Annotated in this window: 20 protein-coding genes; 11 read left to right on the forward strand and 9 right to left on the reverse strand. The window is 39.3% G+C overall.

The window, feature by feature from the left end:
* Positions 1-107 precede the first annotated feature (107 nt).
* The 4 genes from HUW48_RS04800 to tilS form a co-directional block, all read right to left on the reverse strand.
* Positions 108-1,328: an exonuclease SbcCD subunit D C-terminal domain-containing protein gene (locus HUW48_RS04800; protein WP_182414590.1), complete on the reverse strand. Its 1,221-nt coding sequence runs from the start codon at positions 1,326-1,328 to the stop codon at positions 108-110.
* Positions 1,329-1,458: 130 nt separating this feature from the next.
* On the reverse strand, positions 1,459-1,881 hold the full coding sequence (locus HUW48_RS04805; protein ID WP_182414591.1) for a response regulator: 423 nt from the start codon (positions 1,879-1,881) through the stop codon (positions 1,459-1,461).
* 450 nt (positions 1,882-2,331) lie between these two features.
* Positions 2,332-3,273, reverse strand: a complete 942-nt coding sequence (gene mdh, locus HUW48_RS04810; protein WP_182414592.1) for a malate dehydrogenase — start codon at positions 3,271-3,273, stop codon at positions 2,332-2,334.
* Positions 3,274-3,595: 322 nt separating this feature from the next.
* Entirely contained in the window at positions 3,596-4,921 is a 1,326-nt protein-coding gene (tilS, locus tag HUW48_RS04815; protein WP_182414593.1) for a tRNA lysidine(34) synthetase TilS, read from the reverse strand.
* A 48-nt stretch (positions 4,922-4,969) separates the two neighbouring features.
* On the opposite strand from tilS, the gene HUW48_RS04820 reads away from it, so the two are divergent.
* The 9 genes from HUW48_RS04820 (at position 4,970) to HUW48_RS04860 (ending at position 13,356) form a co-directional block, all read left to right on the forward strand.
* The gene (locus HUW48_RS04820) at positions 4,970-6,601 is read left to right on the forward strand and encodes an OstA-like protein (protein WP_182414594.1); all 1,632 of its coding nucleotides are present in this window, start codon (positions 4,970-4,972) and stop codon (positions 6,599-6,601) included.
* Positions 6,602-6,681: 80 nt separating this feature from the next.
* Positions 6,682-7,521 (forward strand): outer membrane protein assembly factor BamD, encoded by an 840-nt coding sequence (locus tag HUW48_RS04825; protein ID WP_182414595.1) that lies wholly within the window; start codon positions 6,682-6,684, stop codon positions 7,519-7,521.
* 213 nt (positions 7,522-7,734) lie between these two features.
* Positions 7,735-8,058, forward strand: a complete 324-nt coding sequence (locus tag HUW48_RS04830) for a DNA-directed RNA polymerase subunit omega (protein WP_182414596.1) — start codon at positions 7,735-7,737, stop codon at positions 8,056-8,058.
* An 8-nt stretch (positions 8,059-8,066) separates the two neighbouring features.
* The gene (locus HUW48_RS27430) at positions 8,067-8,627 is read left to right on the forward strand and encodes a flavoprotein (protein ID WP_182414597.1); all 561 of its coding nucleotides are present in this window, start codon (positions 8,067-8,069) and stop codon (positions 8,625-8,627) included.
* On the forward strand, positions 8,614-9,270 hold the full coding sequence (locus HUW48_RS27435) for a phosphopantothenoylcysteine decarboxylase domain-containing protein (RefSeq protein ID WP_182414598.1): 657 nt from the start codon (positions 8,614-8,616) through the stop codon (positions 9,268-9,270). Before HUW48_RS27430 ends, HUW48_RS27435 begins: the two co-directional genes overlap by 14 nt.
* Positions 9,263-10,171, forward strand: a complete 909-nt coding sequence (gene porD, locus HUW48_RS04845; RefSeq protein ID WP_182414599.1) for a type IX secretion system protein PorD — start codon at positions 9,263-9,265, stop codon at positions 10,169-10,171. The genes HUW48_RS27435 and porD overlap by 8 nt, the downstream gene beginning before the upstream one ends.
* A gap of 254 nt (positions 10,172-10,425) precedes the next feature.
* Positions 10,426-10,653, forward strand: coding sequence for a hypothetical protein (locus HUW48_RS04850; protein ID WP_182414600.1), 228 nt, complete (start codon positions 10,426-10,428; stop codon positions 10,651-10,653).
* 3 nt (positions 10,654-10,656) lie between these two features.
* The gene (recN, locus tag HUW48_RS04855; protein ID WP_182414601.1) at positions 10,657-12,309 is read left to right on the forward strand and encodes a DNA repair protein RecN; all 1,653 of its coding nucleotides are present in this window, start codon (positions 10,657-10,659) and stop codon (positions 12,307-12,309) included.
* A gap of 234 nt (positions 12,310-12,543) precedes the next feature.
* Positions 12,544-13,356, forward strand: coding sequence for an enoyl-ACP reductase FabI (locus HUW48_RS04860; RefSeq protein ID WP_182414602.1), 813 nt, complete (start codon positions 12,544-12,546; stop codon positions 13,354-13,356).
* Positions 13,357-13,450: 94 nt separating this feature from the next.
* Here the strand turns inward: HUW48_RS04860 and HUW48_RS04865 are convergent, their stop codons facing one another.
* Entirely contained in the window at positions 13,451-13,819 is a 369-nt protein-coding gene (locus HUW48_RS04865) for a cupin domain-containing protein (RefSeq protein WP_182414603.1), read from the reverse strand.
* Between the two features lie 550 nt (positions 13,820-14,369).
* Here HUW48_RS04865 and HUW48_RS27440 point away from each other — a divergent pair.
* A complete protein-coding gene (locus tag HUW48_RS27440; RefSeq protein WP_317173759.1) occupies positions 14,370-14,771 on the forward strand; it encodes a CsbD family protein in 402 nt (133 codons plus the stop codon).
* Between the two features lie 155 nt (positions 14,772-14,926).
* Complete coding sequence (locus HUW48_RS04875) at positions 14,927-15,307, forward strand: YtxH domain-containing protein (protein WP_182414604.1); 381 nt, start codon at positions 14,927-14,929, stop codon at positions 15,305-15,307.
* A 330-nt stretch (positions 15,308-15,637) separates the two neighbouring features.
* Here HUW48_RS04875 and lysS read toward each other — a convergent pair whose 3' ends face one another.
* The 4 genes from lysS to HUW48_RS04895 all read right to left on the reverse strand — a co-directional run bounded on the left by lysS (position 15,638) and on the right by HUW48_RS04895 (position 19,812).
* Positions 15,638-17,176 carry a lysine--tRNA ligase gene (gene lysS / locus HUW48_RS04880; protein ID WP_182414605.1) on the reverse strand — a complete coding sequence of 513 codons (1,539 nt, stop codon included), beginning with the start codon at positions 17,174-17,176 and terminating at the stop codon, positions 15,638-15,640.
* Between the two features lie 581 nt (positions 17,177-17,757).
* Positions 17,758-18,129: a VOC family protein gene (locus HUW48_RS04885; RefSeq protein ID WP_182414606.1), complete on the reverse strand. Its 372-nt coding sequence runs from the start codon at positions 18,127-18,129 to the stop codon at positions 17,758-17,760.
* Between the two features lie 70 nt (positions 18,130-18,199).
* Complete coding sequence (locus HUW48_RS04890; protein ID WP_182414607.1) at positions 18,200-19,012, reverse strand: helix-turn-helix transcriptional regulator; 813 nt, start codon at positions 19,010-19,012, stop codon at positions 18,200-18,202.
* An 89-nt stretch (positions 19,013-19,101) separates the two neighbouring features.
* Positions 19,102-19,812 (reverse strand): hypothetical protein, encoded by a 711-nt coding sequence (locus HUW48_RS04895; protein ID WP_182414608.1) that lies wholly within the window; start codon positions 19,810-19,812, stop codon positions 19,102-19,104.
* Positions 19,813-19,983 lie beyond the last annotated feature (171 nt).

Here is a 19,983-nt window from a genome sequence, read left to right on the forward strand (position 1 = left end):
AAAATAACATCCAATATTAAAACACCAAACAACTCAAAAACAATTTTTAAAGGTACTAAAGCTTTTCTTTTGAGCTAAATATCCTAGAAATAATGCAGGTTCGTTATTTAATCTGCTTGCCCCATCTTTTCCAGCAACTCGTCGAAAGTAGCCAGTAAATCCGAGAAGTCAGCCTCAGGGTATATAGAAGTGCATTTTTTTTGGAATACTTCTTTCGGGTCTAGTTCTTGCAAATTTACTAATTCATCAAACGAATCTTCGTGTAAGGCAATAGGAGATTTCAGGCGAATTTGCCGGGTGAAAACGCGCTCCACGTGCGGTAAGTCTTCTGTGATTTGCGTTAACTGGTAATCTAAGTCAGGAATAAAGTTTTCGGTCTCTACCTGTACTTCCACCCAGGCTGGGTATAAAGAATTAGTATCGTTTAATGAAATAATCCGGCGTTTTACCTCGTCTAAATCACCTTTTAAACGAATAAGTTTGCGGCAGCAAGGCACTTCTACTTCAGTAAGATTAGTTAATTTCCCAGCAACAAAATCGAGTACGAGCACTAATTTAGAGTCTTCCACTTCGCTAAAGGAAAGGGGAATAGGAGAGCCGCTATAACGGATATGCGCCATCTTATTCACTATCTGCGGCCGGTGCAAGTGCCCTAAAGCAATATAATCAAACTCTTCCGGAAACTGATCGCCGCAAATCTGGCCCAGGTTACCCACATGAATTTCTTTTTCACTTTCTGAGGTGCTGCCGCCTGCGGCAAATAAATGCCCCATGGCAATTACTGGAATTTGCTGTTGCTTATAGGGTGCAATGTGATTTACTAATTGTTGGTAGTGCGCACAAATTCCTTGTTTAAGGCGTGTTTCCCGCTCCTCGTGGGTTTCGCCGGGAACGGAAAGCCGCACATCTTTATCGCGTAAAAACGGAACCGCACAAATTACTAATTCCGTTGAACCAGCATCGTTTTTGATTGAGATAATCTGTTCGGTAAACTCCGCCGGTACGCCTCCTACAACGTGCACACTAAAATATTTTAAAAGAGATTGAGGAGCATTTAACGTAGCAACCGAATCGTGATTACCGCCGATTATTACTACTTCGCGGCAATGGGTAGCGCGTAAAGCCCACAAGAAATCATAATATTGTTTTAATGCCGCGTTAGAAGGGGATCCTGTATCAAATACATCGCCGGCAATAAGTAATACTTCTATTTGCTGATCGCGGATAAAGGTAAGGAGCCAATCCAAAAAATGCTGGTGTTCATCCGTTCGTTCGCATTGTTCCAGCCGTTTACCTAAGTGCCAATCCGATGTATGTAAAATTTTCATGCGTCTCCGGAACTTCTATTTTAAGTAATGAAGATACTATGAAAAAATAATATGCTACTAAACTTTTTAGCAATATCTTTTGCGCAACACAACAAGGCATCCGCAAAGTGAATAATTATTTAAGGACAGGTTAAGAATCTGAGTCCTGAGGAAAGTGCTTATCTATAATGTATTGTAAATTCTCGTCGGTTAAAGGTTTACTTAAATACACTTCTACTTCTTCGTAACGTTGCAGTTGTTCAAAGTCGCGGGTGTTGGTAGAAGTAGTTAAAATTATAATAACAGAATGATTGTTCTCATCCGCAACTTCCCGGAAGGCCTCTAAAAATTCAAAGCCGTTCATTACCGGCATATTTATATCTAAAAGTATTAACTCCGGGAAAGGATTATCTGCAGCTTTTTCTTGCTGCAAATACCGTAAAGCTTCTTCGCCATTTAAAGTTACTTTGATGTTTTGAGCAACGTGCATTTCCTTTAACAAGCGAGTGTTTAAGAAATTACTTATAGCGTCATCATCTATCAGCAAAACAGAGTTAATTACTGTCTGGGTCATCTTATAGCTTTTATGGACTAAGCTGAAAAATTAATTTAACAATGAGAGTAAAATAAATCTAAGAAACTGTTTTTAACTCATTTTATTCAAAATACAGTCTTAAACCTAATTTAATTGAAAACATATTTTCTGCTCATTCAAGTAAATATGTTCTGGTAAAGAGGAAGCGGATATCCAAATTACGCTTGTTAGTAATAAAAATAAAGTAAATACAAGATATCTTTAATCAGCTAAGGAAAATTGACTGTACGTTTTCGTGCAAAAAAAGCTGCAAAATAGTGTAGTAGATTAAATAAGCAAGTGAAAATTAGCTAAAAAAGTTATAATCCGGTTCTCTTGTAAAGTCAACTTCGGGGCAATTAATAGATATAAAGTTGTTTGCTATAATTTTAGTAAAACAAAAAGCACGACCGGAGCCATGCTTTTTGTTTTACTAAAATAAATTAATTCTTATGATTTAGAAGCTGTCATGCTGTCCAGTACTTCCATTACTTCGCGTACGTGCTTTTCAGAGTTACGCAGGAGCGTCATTTCTTCGTCGTTCAGTTGCAGTTCAATTACTTTTTCGACGCCGTTTTTACCTAATACTACCGGTACTCCCAGGTAAGTGCCACTAATACCATATTCCCCTTCCAGCTTAATACAAACCGGGAAAATACGTTTCTGATCGCGGGCAATAGCTTCAACCATTTGCGCTGCAGCTGAGCCTGGGGCATACCAGGCCGAGGTACCCATTAGTTTTACCAGTTCTCCACCTCCATTTTTTGTCCGTTCGATAATAGCGTTTAAAGTGGCTTCATCAATTAACTCGGTTACCGGAATGCCGCCAACGGTAGTATAGCGCGGTAGCGGAACCATGGTATCGCCGTGGCCACCTAATAATACTGCCTGAATATCTTTAGGAGAAACATTTAAAGCTTCGGCCAGGAAAGCGCGATAACGGGCAGTATCTAAAATACCGGCCATTCCCATAACTTTGGTGCGAGGCAACTTAGCGGTTAAATGCGCCGCATAAGTCATTACGTCTAATGGGTTAGATACCACAATAATAATAGCATTGGGAGAGTGCTGAATTACATTTTCGGTAACTGATTGTACAATACCGGCATTGGTCGAAATCAGGTCGTCGCGGGTCATACCGGGTTTGCGGGGCAAGCCGGAAGTAATAACCACAATATCTGAATCGGCGGTGCGGGAATAATCATTGGTGACACCTACCGTACGGGTATCGTACAAGTTTATGGGTGATTTTTGCCAAATATCCAAGGCTTTCCCTTCGGCAAAACCTTCTTTAATATCCACTAACACTACTTCATTGGCAATTTCGCGGTAAGCCAGCACATCGGCACAGGTAGCACCCACATTTCCGGCTCCTACAACAGTTACTTTCATGGTATAAACAGATTAAGATGGAACGGTTTAGATTTTCAAGGTCGTAAAATTATAAAAAAAGCGAAACGGAAAATGTTTTGTTAGATTTATTTCCAAGGAAAGTTTACGCCAAGTAGCATAAGTTATAGTTTAGCAATTTAGAACAAGCTAAGCTATAAGAAATAAAAATAATCAATCGCAAAACAGTATGAAACTTTGTAATAAGTAACGGAAAAAAATTAATTTGCTAAACTTGTCTAAATGAGATTTTAGTAAAAGAAATCAAAATTCAATTACTTATACACACACACAAGCCTAACATGTACTATCTTGATAGTTGTGTTTATTTGCTTATTTTAACCTCTATTACTTGCTCTGTTTTGGCAGTTACTTTAAACCGGTTGTCGAGCCGATAACCAATAATCCACACTATGGAATTGCCGGAGGTAAGCACTTTTACGTTAGGCTTCAGATTTACGGGTATTTTTTCGTCAATTAAAAAGTCACTAATTTTCTTTTTGCCATTCATCCCTAAAGGCACAAACCAGTCGCCTTCTTTCCAGGTGCGGATTTTTAAAGGGAATTGTAAGAGCCCGACATCCAGAGCAGCTACTTTTTTGTTCGGAGTAATTTTGTAAGGAAGGGCAGATAAGGAAGTAAGCGTTAGATGTAGATCCGGAGTTACGCATTCCGTTTGACCTTCCCGTATTTCGTAACTACCAAAAGTGTCTATGCTTTTAGGAGTAATTACCAGTTGGCCGCGATCTTTTGCTAGCGTATGCGTTGCCGATTCAAAAATTTTCCCGGATTCTGCCTGTAAAGCCGAAATAATCATTTGAGTTACCTCAAAAGTAAAGTTATATGGTTGTAAAAGCTCAAATAAAGCCAGAGGCAATGCTTCGGTTTCAGGTAAAGCAGCAATATTTAAGTAAGCTATTCCGTTTTCTGAACGTAATGCTTTTTCTCTGATACCCTGAATGTAGTCACGCACAATAATTTCTGCGCTGCTAATTTTAGCGGCGGTTTGTTGCATGGTATGTTCCAGATTTGGGTTAAGTTGCTTGAGAATCGGAATCACCTCGTGTCGAATTTTATTGCGTTGGTACAAGGTGGTTTCGTTCGATGAATCTTCGCGCCAGATAAGTTGATGGGAAGTTACATAATCGTAAATATCATCTTTTTGCAAGCAAAGCAGGGGCCGAATTAAGTAGCCATTTTTAGGAGCAATACCGTGTAAACCAGGTAAACCGGTACCCCGGGTAAGATTAAGTAAAATGGTTTCAACAGTGTCGTTTTGGTGATGGGCTACTGCAATAAAGTCGTAGTTATGTTGTTGGCGTAGTTTCTCGAACCAGGTATACCGTAAAGTACGGGCTGCCATTTGGGTAGAGATTTTTTCCTGAGCCGCAAAAGCCTTGGTGTTAAACTGTTCGCTGTAAAAAGGAACATCGTATTTTTTAGCTAATTTTTTAACGAAAAGTTCGTCGGTTTCCGATTCTTCGGCTCGCAAACCAAAATTACAATGCGCTATGGCAAAATTTACTTTTAATTCTGCTAAGATATCGCACATTACCACTGAATCTATACCGCCGCTTACCGCTGCTATAATTTTTTGGTCGGGAGCAAAGAGTTGCTGCTGTTGCACAAAGGCTAAAACTTTCTGAACCATAAGAGACTAAAAGTAATTTTATTAATTTTGCGGCAATTATTATTTTGGATGAAACACACAAAGATATTTTATTCTCTTATCTTTCTTTTATTAAGTTCCTTGTCCGTGTACGCGCAGCAGGAACAAATTCAGTTAGTGGGTGCCGGTTCTTTACAAGGAGGAGTTAAAAACGGGGTTCGGTTTAACCGGTTAATTCAGAATGTACATTTAAAGCAAAAAGAAACGGATTTATACTGCGATTCGGCCCACTTATACCGCGAAACCAATACCGTAGAAGTTTTTAGCAACGTTCGGGTAACCCAAGGAACTTTAGTTATAACCAGTAACACGGCCGTGTATGATGGCAATAAACGAAATGCCACTTTTAAAGGTAATGTAAACCTGCGCGACGATAAAATGACCTTAACCACTCCCTCGTTGTTTTACGACATGGTGGCAAAAACCTCGCGCTACACCGAAGGCGGAACCATTTTAGAAGAAAGTAATACTCTTACCAGTCAGTTGGGCTATTATAATACCATTACTAAATTATTGGCTTTTAAAGGAAATGTGCACTTAATTAGCCCGGATGCGGATATAACTTCCGATACCCTGCAGTATAATACCCAAAGTAAGCTGGTATTTTTTGTGGCGCCTACTCAAATTAAAAACGAAGATGGCTTGTTAACGGCCAAAGGCGGCACGTACAATACGGTTACCAAAGAATCCGTCTTTCGGGGCTCGCGGGTAGAAACCCCAGATTACCTCGTTGATGCCGATTATTCGGTGTATGATCGGGCGGCACAATATTTATACGCCAGCGGCAAGGTTAAATTAACTTCGAAAGATCCGGATAATAAAACCATTATCACAGGCCAGGTTTTGCAAAGCTGGAAAACAATTGGCAAAACCAAAGTATACGGGAGTCCGGTAATGCGGTCGTTGGTTTCGGAAGATACTTTGTATGTTTCCAGCGATACATTAATTGCTATTAACCACGATAAGGTAGCGAAGCAAAAAGATCCGAAGCTGAAAGATTTCATTTATGCTTTTTACGATGTGCGGATCTATAAGTCGGACCTGCAGGGAAAATGTGATTCACTTACGTATAGCGTGAACGACTCTATTATGTACCTGGACCGGAACCCGATTGTGTGGAGTGAAAAAAGTCAGTTAGTGGCCGATAGTATGGAAATGTTTATCCGCAACAAAGCTTTAGACCACATGTATCTGTATAATAACTCGTTTATTATATCCGAAGATACCCTCCAAAACTTCAATCAGGTAAAGGGCCGGAACATGGAAGCTTTTTTTAAAGAAGGGCAATTGGCTAAAGTAAACGTAAATGGGAACGGCGAGAGTATTTACTTTGCTTTGGAAGGAGATACGGCTGTTACAGGCATGAACCGCAGCATTTCCAGCGATTTAATTTTACGATTTAGAGAAGGAAAAGTAAACACGGTATCTTTACTTACTAATCCGGAGGCTAGTTTTATACCGCCCCACGAACTAAAAGAGCCTGATAAACGCCTGAAAGGTTTTAGCTGGCGCATAGAAGAGCAGCCCACCAAAGAAATAGTTTTAACCAAAAGAACACCTAAACAGGCAACTCCTAAGCCGGAAAAAGCATCTGTTCAAAAAACGGAACCAACCCGTAAGAAATCGCTGTTTAAAAAGAACAAAAAGCCAAACGTACAGTAAACTAACGCAAACGGGTAAGGCTTTGCCTTGAACGTAAACTGTTTGCATATAGAAAGTATTTTTTCTAATTTTGCCAATCCATGACCAGAAGCTCTTACATAGCAGTTTTATTTGCTTTTTTTACGTTGGTATTAAGTGCCTGCAGCGATTATAATAAAATCCTGAAAAGTACCAGCGCCGAAAAAAAATACGAAGCTGCTTTAAAATATTACGAAAAGCAGGATTACTACCGGGCTAGTACTTTGCTCGAAGAATTGATTCCTGTGTTAAAAGGTAGACCAGAAGCGGAAAAGGCGCAGTTTTATTTTGCTTATACGCAATTCTACCAACGTTCTTACCCGCTGAGTGCGTTTCATTTTAAATCTTTTTACGATACGTACCCACGCAGTGAGTATGCCGAAGAAGCACTTTTTATGCACGCTAAATCGTTATACCGCGATTCTCCTACTTTTAATCTCGACCAGACCAGCACCTATACGGCCATCGAAGCTATTCAGGATTTTTTGAACCGTTATCCGGCTAGTAAAATGAAAGAAGAAGCGGATAAAATGTATCAGGAATTATCGGCGAAGGTAGAACGCAAAGCTTTTGAAAGTGCCCGGATTTATGCTTCTATGCGGTATTACCAGGCAGCCGTTACTGCATTCAATAATTTTCAGCGTAATTTTCCTTCTTCAAATTATAACGAAGAGGCTTTGTACCTGAAATTGGAAGCTCAATACAATCTGGCGGAGCGCAGCGTAACAGAAAAACAGCGCGAACGTTATTTTGAAACGGTAGCGTATTATCAGGATTTAGTAGATAAATTTCCAAAAAGTAAATACCTGAAAGACGCCGAAAACTTTTACGATAAAAGCTTAAAACAACTCGAGAAACTGAAAGAACCCGCTAATAAAGAAGCGAATACAGCTAGTAAGTAGCAATTGGGTTTTAGGTTATAAGTAGTACGTTTTACTTTTGCTAATTATAATAATCAGTTAAAGTAATCTAGAGTAATAATATCTATAAACAAATAAGAATAAGGTTGATACAGTACCGTAAATTATATGAGTACAAATTGGGTGAAACGTTTTATTTAACTAGTAAACTCCAACTTTTCGACCTTCTAACCATTTAACTTTTAAATTAACAATATGGCAGTACCTGCATCTATTATTACCCGTAACATGGCCGATTTTGCTCAGGATACGGGCAATGTTTACGAATCTGTAGCTATTATTTCAAAAAGAGCGAATCAGATTTCGGTTAAAATCAAAGAAGAATTAAATTCTAAACTAGCCGAATTTGCGACCACGGTAGACAACCTGGAGGAAATTTTCGAAAACCGCGAGCAAATAGAAATTTCTAAGTATTACGAGCGCATGCCAAAACCAACTAACCTGGCCATTGAAGAATTCCTGGAAGGTAAAGTGTTTTTCCGTCGCCCGGATATAGAAGAAGAAACCTCTGGTTTATAAGTGGCTGCATGCTGCGGCATAAAAAAATAATAATAGGCGTTTGTGGTAGTATTGCAGCTTATAAAGCGGCGCTACTCACGCGTTTACTGGTAAAAGCAGAAGTGGAAGTACAAATAATACTTACGGCTTCTGCTTCTGCTTTTATTACCCCTTTAACCTTGGCTACTCTCTCTAAACGCCCCGTGCTTACCGAGTTTATAAAAGACGCAACCAGTGGGCAATGGACTAACCACGTTGCGTTGGGTTTATGGGCCGATGCTTTGCTGGTAGCTCCGGCTAGTGCCAATACCATTGCCAAAGCAGCCAACGGGTTGTGTGATAATTTACTTACGGCAACTTATCTGTCGGCGCGTTGCCCCGTATTTTGGGCTCCGGCTATGGATTTAGAAATGTATGCGCACCCGGCGGTACAAGGAAATTTTACGAAGTTACGCTCTTACGGCAATACCATAATTGAAGCCGGTTATGGCGAATTAGCCAGTGGATTAGAAGGGCAGGGACGTTTGGCGGAGCCGGAAGAAATACTTGCAGTTCTTCAAAAACATTTTGAGGTTAGTGCCATTGCTTAAAGGAAAAACAGTTCTGCTTACGGCCGGTCCTACTCAGGAAGCCCTCGATCCGGTTCGTTATATCAGTAATCACTCTACGGGTAAAATGGGGTATGCTTTAGCCGAATGCTTAGCGGAAGAAGGCTCAACCGTTTACCTGGTTTCTGGTCCAACTGCCCTACGGGCGCAACATCCTTTAATTAAAACTTTTCCGGTAGTTTCTGCTGAGCAAATGTACCAGCAATGCCGGCAATTAGCCGAACAGGCAACTATTTGGATATTTGCGGCGGCCGTAGCCGATTATCGCCCCAAAGAGGTATCTCCTAATAAAATAAAAAAAAGCGACGGTACTTTAACAATTGAACTAATAAAAAACGTTGATATAGCAGCTACCTTGGGCCAAACTAAAAAGCCCACCCAGTTTTCAATTGGTTTTGCCTTAGAAACAGATAAGGAATTGGAGAATGCCCAGGCCAAGTTAGTAATGAAAAATTTTGACTTAATTATTTTGAATTCGCTGAACGATTCAGGCGCAGGCTTTCGCCACGATACCAATAAGATTTCGATAATTGAGAAAGATAAAATTACTAAATTTGAGTTAAAGCCTAAAAACGAGGTAGCCCGCGATATTGTACGATTTATTAGTCAAAGAATACATGCTTAAATACGTATTTACTCTTGTTATAAGCTTCTTTTTAGCTTACAGTAGTGTTACGGCGCAGGAATTACAATGCGAAGTAATCATTAACGACGATCAGGTAACGGTAACCGATAAACGTGTTTTCCGGGATATGCAGCGTGATATTTTTAATTTTATTAATAATCAGCGCTGGACATCTACTGCGTATAAACAGGAAGAACGCATTCAGGCCCGGATGCTAATTACCATTACCAGCGTTCCTACCATTGGTAACTATACCGCTACCGTTCAGGTGCTTTCGGCCAGGCCGGTTTATGGTACCGGTTACGAAACCACAGTACTTTCTTTCTTTGATAAAGACTGGGCTTTTGAGTACAACGATGCTCAACCCTTGCAATTCTCCGAAAATTCGTATACTTCCCAGCTTGCTTCGTTGCTTACTTTTTATTCCTATTTAATAATTGGTTTAGATAACGATAGTTTTTCCCGGCTAGGAGGTTCGGCTATGTATGATCGGGCTACGAATGTGCTGAACAATGTGGCCGCTCAAAATCTAAATGCACCGGGTTGGAAAGCCTTTGAAGATACCCGTAACCGCTACTGGCTGCTGACCAATTTACAAGATCCCCAGATAGAACCTTTCCGGACGGCTGTATACAACTACTTTCGGCAAGGAATGGATATTTTTATTTCGAAACCCGCTGATGCCCGCACGAATATACTGAAAGCTATCAGAAGTATTCAGCAGGTGGCGCAGCGCCGGCCTGGTACCGCTATCATCCGGTCGTTTTTCGACGCTAAATCCGACGAAATTGTATCCGTCTTTAAAGGAGGTGCACCCGCCGATAAACAAACGGTTTATAGTATATTATCGGAGCTGGATCCTACTAACATCACTAAATACCAGGTTCTACTGCAGCGATAGGCAGGTAAGTTAAAAGTTATAGGTTTAGAGTTATGAGTTATCTTACAAGCTAAATGGCTTGCCGTTTTAACTATAACTTAGATTGAACTTGGCCTACTATACTTTTACTACCAAATTGTTTGTATAAGCACGTAAAAGGAAAATTTAAGCCTGTATTTCAGAACGCCCCTGATATTCTATTTTCATTAGTAAATATTTATGCGGAAATTTGATGAGGGTTAACTTAAAACTCTTAACTCTTAACTTTACAAAGCGTGGGTAAACGGCAATTCCGAATTAGTCAGAAAGAAATGTTAAGTAAAACAAATGAATTGCTGGGGCGAAAGGTACAGGTAATTTTAGCGGGCAACCGCGTTCTTACTGGTTCTATCGAGGATTTATCTGCTTCGGAATTGTTACTGAAAGATGCCCGCTTTAATTTACATCGTATTTTGCCGAACGACGTAAGGGAGGTGGTATACGACCAAGAAACATTATACTAAGGAATGCTGGTTAATTTACGAATAAAAAATTACGCTTTAATTGAGCAATTAGAGCTACAACCTTCACCGTTGCTGAATATAATAACCGGCGAAACCGGGGCTGGTAAATCTATTATGCTCGGCGCTATTGGTTTGCTCTTAGGTAACCGGGCCGATACCAAAGTACTTTTCAATAACGAAGAAAAGTGCGTAGTAGAAGGCATTTTTGATATTTCATCGTATCAGCTGGAAGAATTATTTACCAATGAAGATATAGACTACGATTCCCAATGTATTCTGCGGCGCGAAATTACTCCTACTGGTAAATCAAGGGCTTTTATCAACGATACTCCGGTAACCTTGGATGCGCTACGTACTATTGGTGCCAACCTAATGGATATTCATTCGCAGCACGATACGCTTATGTTAGGCGATACTGCTTTTCAATTGAATATAGTGGATCTTTACGCGGGTAATAATGCAGTAAAAGAACAATATCAAAACACTTATCGCCAGTACAAAAAACTGGAAAGTGATTATAAAAAACTGGAATCGCAACTAGCCCAGGCCCAGAAAGAATTAGATTATAATACTTTTCTGCTGAATGAACTGGAAGAAGCCAAATTGGTAGAGGACGAACAGGAAGAACTCGAAACGCTATTAAAGCAACTGGAGCACGCCGAAGAGATTAAGTTAAAGTTAAGCCAGGCTTTACAGTATTTGTCGGAATCAGAGTATAATGTGGCGGTTTCGTTGAAGGATGCCGCTTATTTGTTAAATCAAGTAACTCCTTACGGCGATCATTTTCAGGAATTAAAAGAACGAATAGATTCTTGCCTGATTGAAATAAATGATATTGCCGCCGAAGTTGAAACAGCAGAAAGAAAAACCGAAGCGGATCCGGAAAAGGCAGAACAAACCCAGGAACGATTAACGCTTATTTATAACCTGCAACGCAAACACCAGGCCCGTGATAATGCCGAATTGTTGCAACTACAAGCAGAACTGCAGCAAAAAGTAAGTAGCGTGTTAAATTTAGACGAATCTATTAGCCGTACTAAAAAGCAAATGGATAACGCCTACGAACTAGTAGCAGAACTGGCAGGTCAGCTTTCCGATTCGCGGCAAACGGTTTTTAGTAAATTTCAGGACGAAATACACGCTTTATTGGCTGAGTTAGGTATGCCTAATGCCCGCATTGTGTTTCAGCACGTAACGGGTTCACCTACCGCTACCGGAATAGATGTTATCAGTATTTTATTTAGTGCCAATAAAGGCTCGGCTCCGCAAACTTTAAGCAAAGCTGCTTCCGGCGGTGAGTTCTCGCGCTTAATGCTCTGCGTAAAATATTTACTAGCCGATAAAACCGCCTTACCCACCATTATTTTTGACGAGATAGACACCGGTATTTCCGGGGAGATTGCCGTAAAAGTGGGTAAAATGATGCAGCAGATGGCTAAAAAGCACCAATTAATTGCTATTTCGCATTTACCGCAAATGGCAGCGCAAGGCGATGCGCATTATTTTGTGTTCAAAGAAGATCGTGCGGATCGAACCATTAGCCGTATTCGGAAATTAAGCGAGGAAGAAAGGGTAAAAGAAATTGCTACCATGATTGCCGGGGCTAATCCGAGTAACCACGCCTTCCAGAGTGCCCGTGAGTTATTAGCATTATAGGTTACAGATGGCTGGTTAAAAATTACAGGTTAAGTAGTTATCATTAATTATCCGCCAATCAGTTTATTAAGTTTTTGCTTTTTTAACGGTTACTTCTGTAACGTAGTGGTAAATTATAACTACCCTGATTACTTAAAAAATAATTATTGTAGTTACTGGTTGCTTTAGATTTGGTAATATTGCATAGTGTACTCGTGGGAGTAATTAATAAATAGAACTTAAAAAGATAGAACTATGGCCTACAACCTGCTGCAAGGTAAAAAAGGAATTATATTCGGTGCCCTCAACGATAAATCTATTGCCTGGAAAGTGGCGCAACGTGCCCACGAAGAAGGAGCGCAATTTGTATTAACCAACGCCCCATTAGCTATGCGTATGGGTGAAATAAACAAATTAGCTGAAGAGTGTGGTGCCCAGGTAATTCCGGCTGATGCTACCTCCGTAGAAGATTTGCAAAATTTATTTACCCAGGCTCAGGAAATTCTGGGTGGTAAAATTGACTTTGTGTTGCATTCCATTGGCATGAGCCCTAATGTGCGGAAAGGTAAAACCTACGGTGACTTAAATTACGAATGGTTTCTAAAGACGTTAGATATTTCCGCTTTGTCTTTTCATAAAGTAATGCAGGTAGCCGAGAAGCAAGATGCCATGAACGAGTGGGGTTCTATTCTGGCGCTTTCGTACATTGCCGCCCAACGAAGTTTCCCAGATTATAGTGATATGGCTCAGGCTAAAGCCATGTTGGAATCCATTGCCCGCTCTTATGGTCAGCGTTTTGGTAAATTAAAAAAAGTACGGGTAAATACGATTTCGCAATCGCCAACAAAAACTACGGCAGGAACCGGGGTAGGAGGGTTTGATGCTTTCTTTGACTACGCAGATAAAATGTCGCCGTTGGGGAATGCCAGCGCCGAAGATTGCGCTAATTATTGCATTACTTTATTCTCGGATCTGACCCGGTTGGTTACCATGCAAAATCTATTGCACGATGGAGGTTTCTCCAGTGTAGGTATTTCAGAAGATATAGTGACTCAGATGAGTAAATAAGTTTAGCTTAGTTTAGTAAAACAAAAAAGCAGGGATAAATAATTATTCATCGCTGCTTTTTTGTTTTACTTACTTGCACCAAATAAAGGACAATTTATTCTCCTTCGCGGTGTACCGTACTAATATCAAAAGCGGGCACGCATACCGACCAATATTCCGTTTCTTCGTCAAATGGATTAGAATATTTTACCCGGGCGCCTGCTTTTACCAGGAGCGTTTCTCCGGCAGCTAGTTCAATAATGTCGCCATCTACTTCAATTTGTTTACGTCCACGGATAACAATGGTAATTTCATCAAATTCTGGTTTTTGGTGCGGTTCGCTCCAATGAGGCGGGGCAACCATGTGCGCAATACTAAAATTACCGGTTCGGGTAGAAGCGAGACCAAAATGTTCCTCAATTAATTTGTTATCAATAGTCGGTACCCGGAAAGGTTTGGTCTGCTTAAAATATTTTTGCTCCATTTTATAGTATTTAATAAGCGGAAAGATAAGGGGTATACTTTCAAATAGGCATTAAGGTACAATTATTTTTATTGCATTGATTTTAGTATAGTACTAAGATAAAACGCATAAGTTAGAACTAATATATTTCTTAATTTTTGCTATTCAAGGATTATTCCATAAAGAAGAATGTATAAACAGATTTTTGGCTGCCCTGCGATACGTAACTTATGTTGCTTTTCTTAGCAATAGCGGGAGCATTAAGTTTAGTTGTCTTATTATTATTGGCAGCAGGGCTTTCACTTCAAATTGTTAAAAGTTAAGTAAGAAGAACGGCAGCGTATCAAGTTAAGGGGAGCAGTTATTTAAGCTTATAGGTTTATGGCCACTATTACTATATAAAACTTGATTCTATTTGCGCACTTATATTGGTGTTTCTTAACTATTAAAGCATTGTAGCGTATAGAGAGTGCAATTAGTAAATTGCCGAATAGTGGTTATATCAACTAATATTCTTTAATGGTAATTTTTGATTCTTTTCTAAAATTTAAACCTAAAAATTGCAAAAACTATGATGTTGAAAGTAAAAGACAAAAGCGGAAAAGTAATATTAGCGGCAGTAGCCGGACTTAGTGCTGGCATTATTGCGGGCTTATTAATGGCGCCTGAGCCAGGCAGAGATACTATAAGTGCCTTAAAAAACAAAGCTTTGGATTACGGCGATCAGTTAGATGATGCGGTACGTAATTTAATGCGTAAGTTAGAAGGCTCAAAGGTTACCAACACGGGTAGCAGCTTAAAAATGCAGGGTACCTGGGACGAGGTTAAAGGTAGGTTAAAAACCAAATATGGCGATTTAACGGATGAAGATTTAACGTACGTAGAAGGGGAAGAAGATAAATTTTTAGGTAATTTAGAATTTAAATTAGGCCAAGGCAAAAAAGAGCTTCGCCGGATAATTGAAGAAATTTAATTTACTAAATAGTCTAAAATAATAAGCATTTACAAAATGCTTGCCTTTAGATTAATAAAACATTATGTACGCATTATCGTTAGTACTCCATTAAGTAATGGTAATTAACTATTATAATGAAATTGAAATCTAAAAAATTAAAAACTAACAACACTATGAAAGACAATAGCGGTAAAATTATCCTTGCCTTATTAGCAGGGGCAAGTGCAGGTATAGTAGCTGGTTTACTTATGGCTCCGGATAGCGGTACAGTATCCAGAGAAAATCTGAAAAACTACGCCGGTAAACTAAGCAAAGATCTGGAGAAAACTTTCCAGGATAGCCTGTCAAAAGTTGATACTAATGCTATTTTAGGTGCTATTGGGTTAGGCGGTAAAGGTGGCGATGATGCTGGTAATTCTGCAACAGGTGGTTCAGCCACTGGCGCAACTTCTGGTGGTGCTGGCAAAAGAGCTGGTGGTGCTGGAACAGCGGATGCAGGTGCCGGAGCAGAAGGTGCCGGAGGTTCTGCCGCTGGTGAGCAAGGACATTCTTAAAAAATGAAACCCTGGGGTTTTATTTTCCGTATAAAAAAGAAAGGTTGATTAAATAGTAAGGAGTGAAGTAAAATTGATGACTTCTTAGCAAATTTGATATAGAAATAGGATGTAAGTTTTATGATGTAAGTAAATCGCTAAAGAAGAATACTTAAAACGTTTTTATCATAATAGTAACTCTAAAGAAATTATTTAATCAACAAAAAAGGCCTTCCCTTGAAAAAGGAAGGCCTTTTGATTTTTAGGGTTTTCTATTTCCTGCGGTTTATCCAAAAAATAAAAAGATGCTTATTTAGCTTTAATCAGAAATAAAGCTAAATAAGCATCTTTTTATTCCTCAACCTGATCTTCTGTCTTTTCCGGTTTCATTTGCGGGAAGAACAATACATCCTGAATAGATTTAGAATTGGTCATGATCATGCTTAACCGGTCGATACCAATTCCTAGACCAGCGGTTGGGGGCATACCGTATTCCAAAGCTCGTAGAAAGTCTTCGTCTAAAACCATTGCTTCGGTGTCGCCACGTTTTCCAAGTTCTAATTGCTCTTCAAAACGAGCCCGTTGATCAATAGGGTCGTTTAGTTCGGAGAAAGCATTACAAATTTCTTTACCGTTGCAAATAGCTTCGAACCGTTCTACTAAACCAGGTTTGCTGCGGTGTTTTTTCGCCAGCGGCGACATTTCTACGGGATAATCGGTAATAAAAGTAGGTTGAATAAGATAAGGCTCGCACATTTCGCCGAATATCTCATCAATAATTTTACCTTTTCCTAAATTCGGATTTAAGTGAATATTTAAACTTGCTGCCGTTGCGCGTAGTTGCGCCTCCTCCATCTCGGAAATATCAATTTTAGTAAAATGTTCAATGGCTTCGAACATAGAAAAACGCTGCCAAGGACGTTTAAAATCAATAATATGTTCACCTACTTTAATTTGAGTAGTACCATGCAAATCGAGCGCAATCTTCTCAACCATTTCCTCTACTAAATCCATCATCCAGTAGTAATCTTTGTAAGCTACGTACAACTCCATCTGGGTAAATTCCGGATTATGGAACCGGCTCATGCCCTCGTTCCGGAAATCTTTCGAGAATTCGTAAACCCCATCAAAGCCCCCCACAATTAGCCGCTTTAAATACAATTCGTTGGCTATCCGCAGGTACAAAGTCATGTCCAGGGTATTGTGGTGCGTTTTAAACGGCCGCGCGGCTGCTCCACCGTACAAAGGTTGGAGAATAGGAGTTTCTACTTCCAGGTAACCGCGGCTATTCAAATAACTACGCATGGAATTAGTAAGCTGAGTCCGTTTAATAAAAGTATTACGCACCTCCGGATTTACCACCAGGTCTACGTATCGCTGGCGGTAGCGCAGTTCAGGATCGGTAAAGGCATCGTACGTTATTTTATTGCCCTGGTCATCCAATACTTCTTTTACAATTGGTAAGGGCTTTAAGGATTTGCTTAGCAGTTTTAGCTCGGTTACGTGCACCGAAATTTCGCCCACCTGCGTAATGAAAACGTAGCCTTTTATGCCGATAAAGTCGCCGATATCCAGCATTTTTTTGAATACGGTATTGTACAAATCCTTATTCTCGCCGGGCGCAATATCATCACGCGACACGTAGATCTGAATGCGGCCCGTGGAGTCCATGAGTTCGGCAAAGGAAGCTTTACCCATTATGCGGCGGCTCATCAGGCGACCAGCCAAGGATACTTGTTGGTAATTGTTTTGTACCGGATTATAATTTTCTTTTATTTCTTTTGCCCAGGCATTTACCTCAAATAGCTCAGAAGGGTAGGGGCTAATGCCCATTTTTTCTAGCTCTTCGCGTTCGTGACGCCGCCGGATTTCTTGTTCGCTTAAATGCATGCTGTTTTAATTCTTAATTACCTATAAGGTATACAAGCTGCAAAATTGATAAATAATTCGGCATGTATCTACATTAATTTAGTAAATGCCGGAAAAACTTTTGGGTAAGAAACAGATAAAGGCAGGTAAAATTAAATAAAGCTTTGGTTATTTTATTAGAAATAACTATATTAGTAAAGTTCAGGTTAAAGAAATAAGTACTAAAAACATACTCTGTTTACTCTAATTAAGTGTAAAGAACAGTAGTTAATATCCTCTAATGTAAGATTGTTAAAATACTAACGGGTAAAAGTACGTTAGCAATGAAAGAAGTATTTTAAGTTAAAACTTTTTGAACGGATTTTAGTTAAACGAATAAAAATAGTAAGATTTTAGAGTGAATTTGTTTAACGAATAGCGGAAGGCTGAAAGGCTTTAGACGTTAAATCTCGTTTTATAAAAATATTCCCGAGAGAGACTATGGGTGTTTTCGGACATTCGTAGTCTTTTCGATTTTTAGGGGTTTTTGGTGCGGGCAGATTTAATATTGCTCAGCCGCCCGCATCAAAAATTACTATTTTAATTATAGATAGTAAGTAAACTTAATGGATAGACGTAATCCACCAAACATTACCAGTAGGATCAGTTATTCCGCAGGTCCGGCCATAATCCTGGTCAGATAAAGGCATAATCGTTTCGGCACCGGCGTTTATGGCTTTTTCATACGTTTCATCGGCGTTAGGTACGTACACAAATAAGTTGGCATTTTGTGCTTTCCATTCTTCGGTAGCATCGCAAAACATAATCGTAGAGGTGTTTATTTGTACCTCGGCGTGCCTAATTTGATGGTCGTTCCGTTTTCGTTCCATTGTAAGTTTTGCATCAAACACTTGTTGCACAAAGTTGATAAAGCTGGCCGCCCCATTTAACATTAAATAAGGCATTACTGACTGGTGTCCGTTTGGAATATTCATGTTGGTTACATTTAGTTTTGCGGAAGGTACAACAGCGCTTAAGGTAAGAATTGGAAAAATCCGACATTTTTCAGCAATCCCGATAAGCACTTTCTAAAGATTTACCCGAAAAATATACCCGGGGATGATGCCCCGAAAACTCTTTAAAATCGTGAATAAAGTGCGATTGATCGTAATACCCACAGGTATAACTAATTTCAGTTAAAGATTTTTGTTGATTACCGTATTCGTTTAAGGCCGCCTGAAAACGGATAATCCGGGAGAATAATTTGGGGCTAAAGCCCGAGTAACTTTTAAAAGCCCGTTCGAATTGCCGGGTAGAAAGACAAGTTTGTTCGGCTAGTTGATTTACGGACAAGATGCCTTTATTCTGAATAATGGATTGAATAGTTGCAAAAACAGGTGGAGGCTGCTTGAAACGATTATTAATTAACTTTTTTAGCAAAAATTGAGAAAGTAGCTGCCATCGAGTACTATTATCGGGTGCGGTCATTATTTTATCTTCTAAATTGCTTCCTTCCCGACCTAATAAACTGCTTAAATGAGGCATTTGATTACGAACTTCCACCGCCGGAATGGAAAAAAACTGCGTTAAAGCAAAAGGATAAAGATAAACCCCGAAAATGCCAAAACTCTGCTGAATAGCAAAACGCCGAAACGTTTGTGCTGGACCATGGAGGCCGGCCATAAAAGATTTTTCCGTTTTATCAGCGCCTACTAATTCTGTAAACTGGCCACGGTAATGAAATATAAGTTCGGCGCAGCCATCTGCCATAGACCGGTGAACATAAGGCTGGTTCACGGAAGCTTCACTCTCCAATACCCAAAAAAAACGAACGTAGGGTGATAACTCCGGAGAGGGCGGCAGGGTATAATAAAGCATTACAGTTCAGGTTACCTGATAAAGGTTTAAAAAGCAGTTAAAGAAAGTAATAATAAATAAAGAAGTAGGAAACCGAACCGGCAAATAAGCTAGGCTGCTAAACCTCGGCAGTATTCCAATAACTTAAGGAGATCTTTTTCTTGATTAAGATTAATTTTATTGGCTTTCATGAAGGCTGTTATTTTATTCCTGAATGAATTATAAAAAGATAATAGGTTAACTTTAGTAACCGGAAGAACACGACTGTTTTTATCGATAAGAAAGAAACTGTTTTCTTTTACTAAAAGTATGTTACCCTTTGGTTCTAACTTTCTAATCTGTCCATTCAAATCGGTATAATAACTGTATTGCCGAATAGCCGAAACTGCGGAACTCTGATCGTAACCGGATTGCTTTTCGTTTCGCAGTACTTTTATGCCTTGTTTTACCGCCAGGTTTATAGGTTTAAAGTAATCTACAATTTGCAAATACCCTATTTTGGATTGATAATAAAAGGTGTCCGGCTGAATAACAATCATTTTTAATAAGTATTCATCCGCTAAAGAAAGGGTATCGCCTTGCGGATTAATAAAGTGAATTTCATCCAGGAGGAAATTATAATTGAATTTACCTGCTGCCACGGTACCGTTGTTATAAGCTATCGTTCCGTTTTTAAATGCTGGATATTGGTATTTTTGATTATTCGGTATATTTTTTTCAAAATTTTCCTCCGCTTTAATCTTCGTGTATTTAGAATTTTGTCCTAGCACATGAAAGCTGCTTAGTAGCCAACAACCAACGAACAATAATAAAATTCTCATGATAAATTATTTAGTCATTAGGCGAGTTGCTTAAAAAAGCATTCGTATCCAGTTAATTTAATCATTTTTAAAGAAAGAATTACCGTTAAAGAAATTGGCTGCATAAACTAATGGCGTTTTTCAAGGAGTAGTATTATATGGCTCTTTCCAATACAAGATTTATTAAAAGAA

It is taken from the genome of Adhaeribacter radiodurans (assembly GCF_014075995.1).
GTDB classification, from domain to species: Bacteria; Bacteroidota; Bacteroidia; order Cytophagales; family Hymenobacteraceae; genus Adhaeribacter; species Adhaeribacter radiodurans.

Coding starts and splice junctions, on each gene's coding strand:
- HUW48_RS04800 (WP_182414590.1), bottom strand. CDS start 1,328: ATGAAAATTTTACATACATCGGATTGGCACTTAGGTAAACGGCTGGAA.
- HUW48_RS04805 (WP_182414591.1), bottom strand. CDS start 1,881: ATGACCCAGACAGTAATTAACTCTGTTTTGCTGATAGATGATGACGCT.
- mdh (WP_182414592.1), bottom strand. CDS start 3,273: ATGAAAGTAACTGTTGTAGGAGCCGGAAATGTGGGTGCTACCTGTGCC.
- tilS (WP_182414593.1), bottom strand. CDS start 4,921: ATGGTTCAGAAAGTTTTAGCCTTTGTGCAACAGCAGCAACTCTTTGCT.
- HUW48_RS04820 (WP_182414594.1), top strand. CDS start 4,970: ATGAAACACACAAAGATATTTTATTCTCTTATCTTTCTTTTATTAAGT.
- HUW48_RS04825 (WP_182414595.1), top strand. CDS start 6,682: ATGACCAGAAGCTCTTACATAGCAGTTTTATTTGCTTTTTTTACGTTG.
- HUW48_RS04830 (WP_182414596.1), top strand. CDS start 7,735: ATGGCAGTACCTGCATCTATTATTACCCGTAACATGGCCGATTTTGCT.
- HUW48_RS27430 (WP_182414597.1), top strand. CDS start 8,067: ATGCTGCGGCATAAAAAAATAATAATAGGCGTTTGTGGTAGTATTGCA.
- porD (WP_182414599.1), top strand. CDS start 9,263: ATGCTTAAATACGTATTTACTCTTGTTATAAGCTTCTTTTTAGCTTAC.
- recN (WP_182414601.1), top strand. CDS start 10,657: ATGCTGGTTAATTTACGAATAAAAAATTACGCTTTAATTGAGCAATTA.
- HUW48_RS04860 (WP_182414602.1), top strand. CDS start 12,544: ATGGCCTACAACCTGCTGCAAGGTAAAAAAGGAATTATATTCGGTGCC.
- HUW48_RS04865 (WP_182414603.1), bottom strand. CDS start 13,819: ATGGAGCAAAAATATTTTAAGCAGACCAAACCTTTCCGGGTACCGACT.
- HUW48_RS27440 (WP_317173759.1), top strand. CDS start 14,370: ATGATGTTGAAAGTAAAAGACAAAAGCGGAAAAGTAATATTAGCGGCA.
- HUW48_RS04875 (WP_182414604.1), top strand. CDS start 14,927: ATGAAAGACAATAGCGGTAAAATTATCCTTGCCTTATTAGCAGGGGCA.
- lysS (WP_182414605.1), bottom strand. CDS start 17,176: ATGCATTTAAGCGAACAAGAAATCCGGCGGCGTCACGAACGCGAAGAG.
- HUW48_RS04885 (WP_182414606.1), bottom strand. CDS start 18,129: ATGAATATTCCAAACGGACACCAGTCAGTAATGCCTTATTTAATGTTA.
- HUW48_RS04890 (WP_182414607.1), bottom strand. CDS start 19,012: ATGCTTTATTATACCCTGCCGCCCTCTCCGGAGTTATCACCCTACGTT.
- HUW48_RS04895 (WP_182414608.1), bottom strand. CDS start 19,812: ATGAGAATTTTATTATTGTTCGTTGGTTGTTGGCTACTAAGCAGCTTT.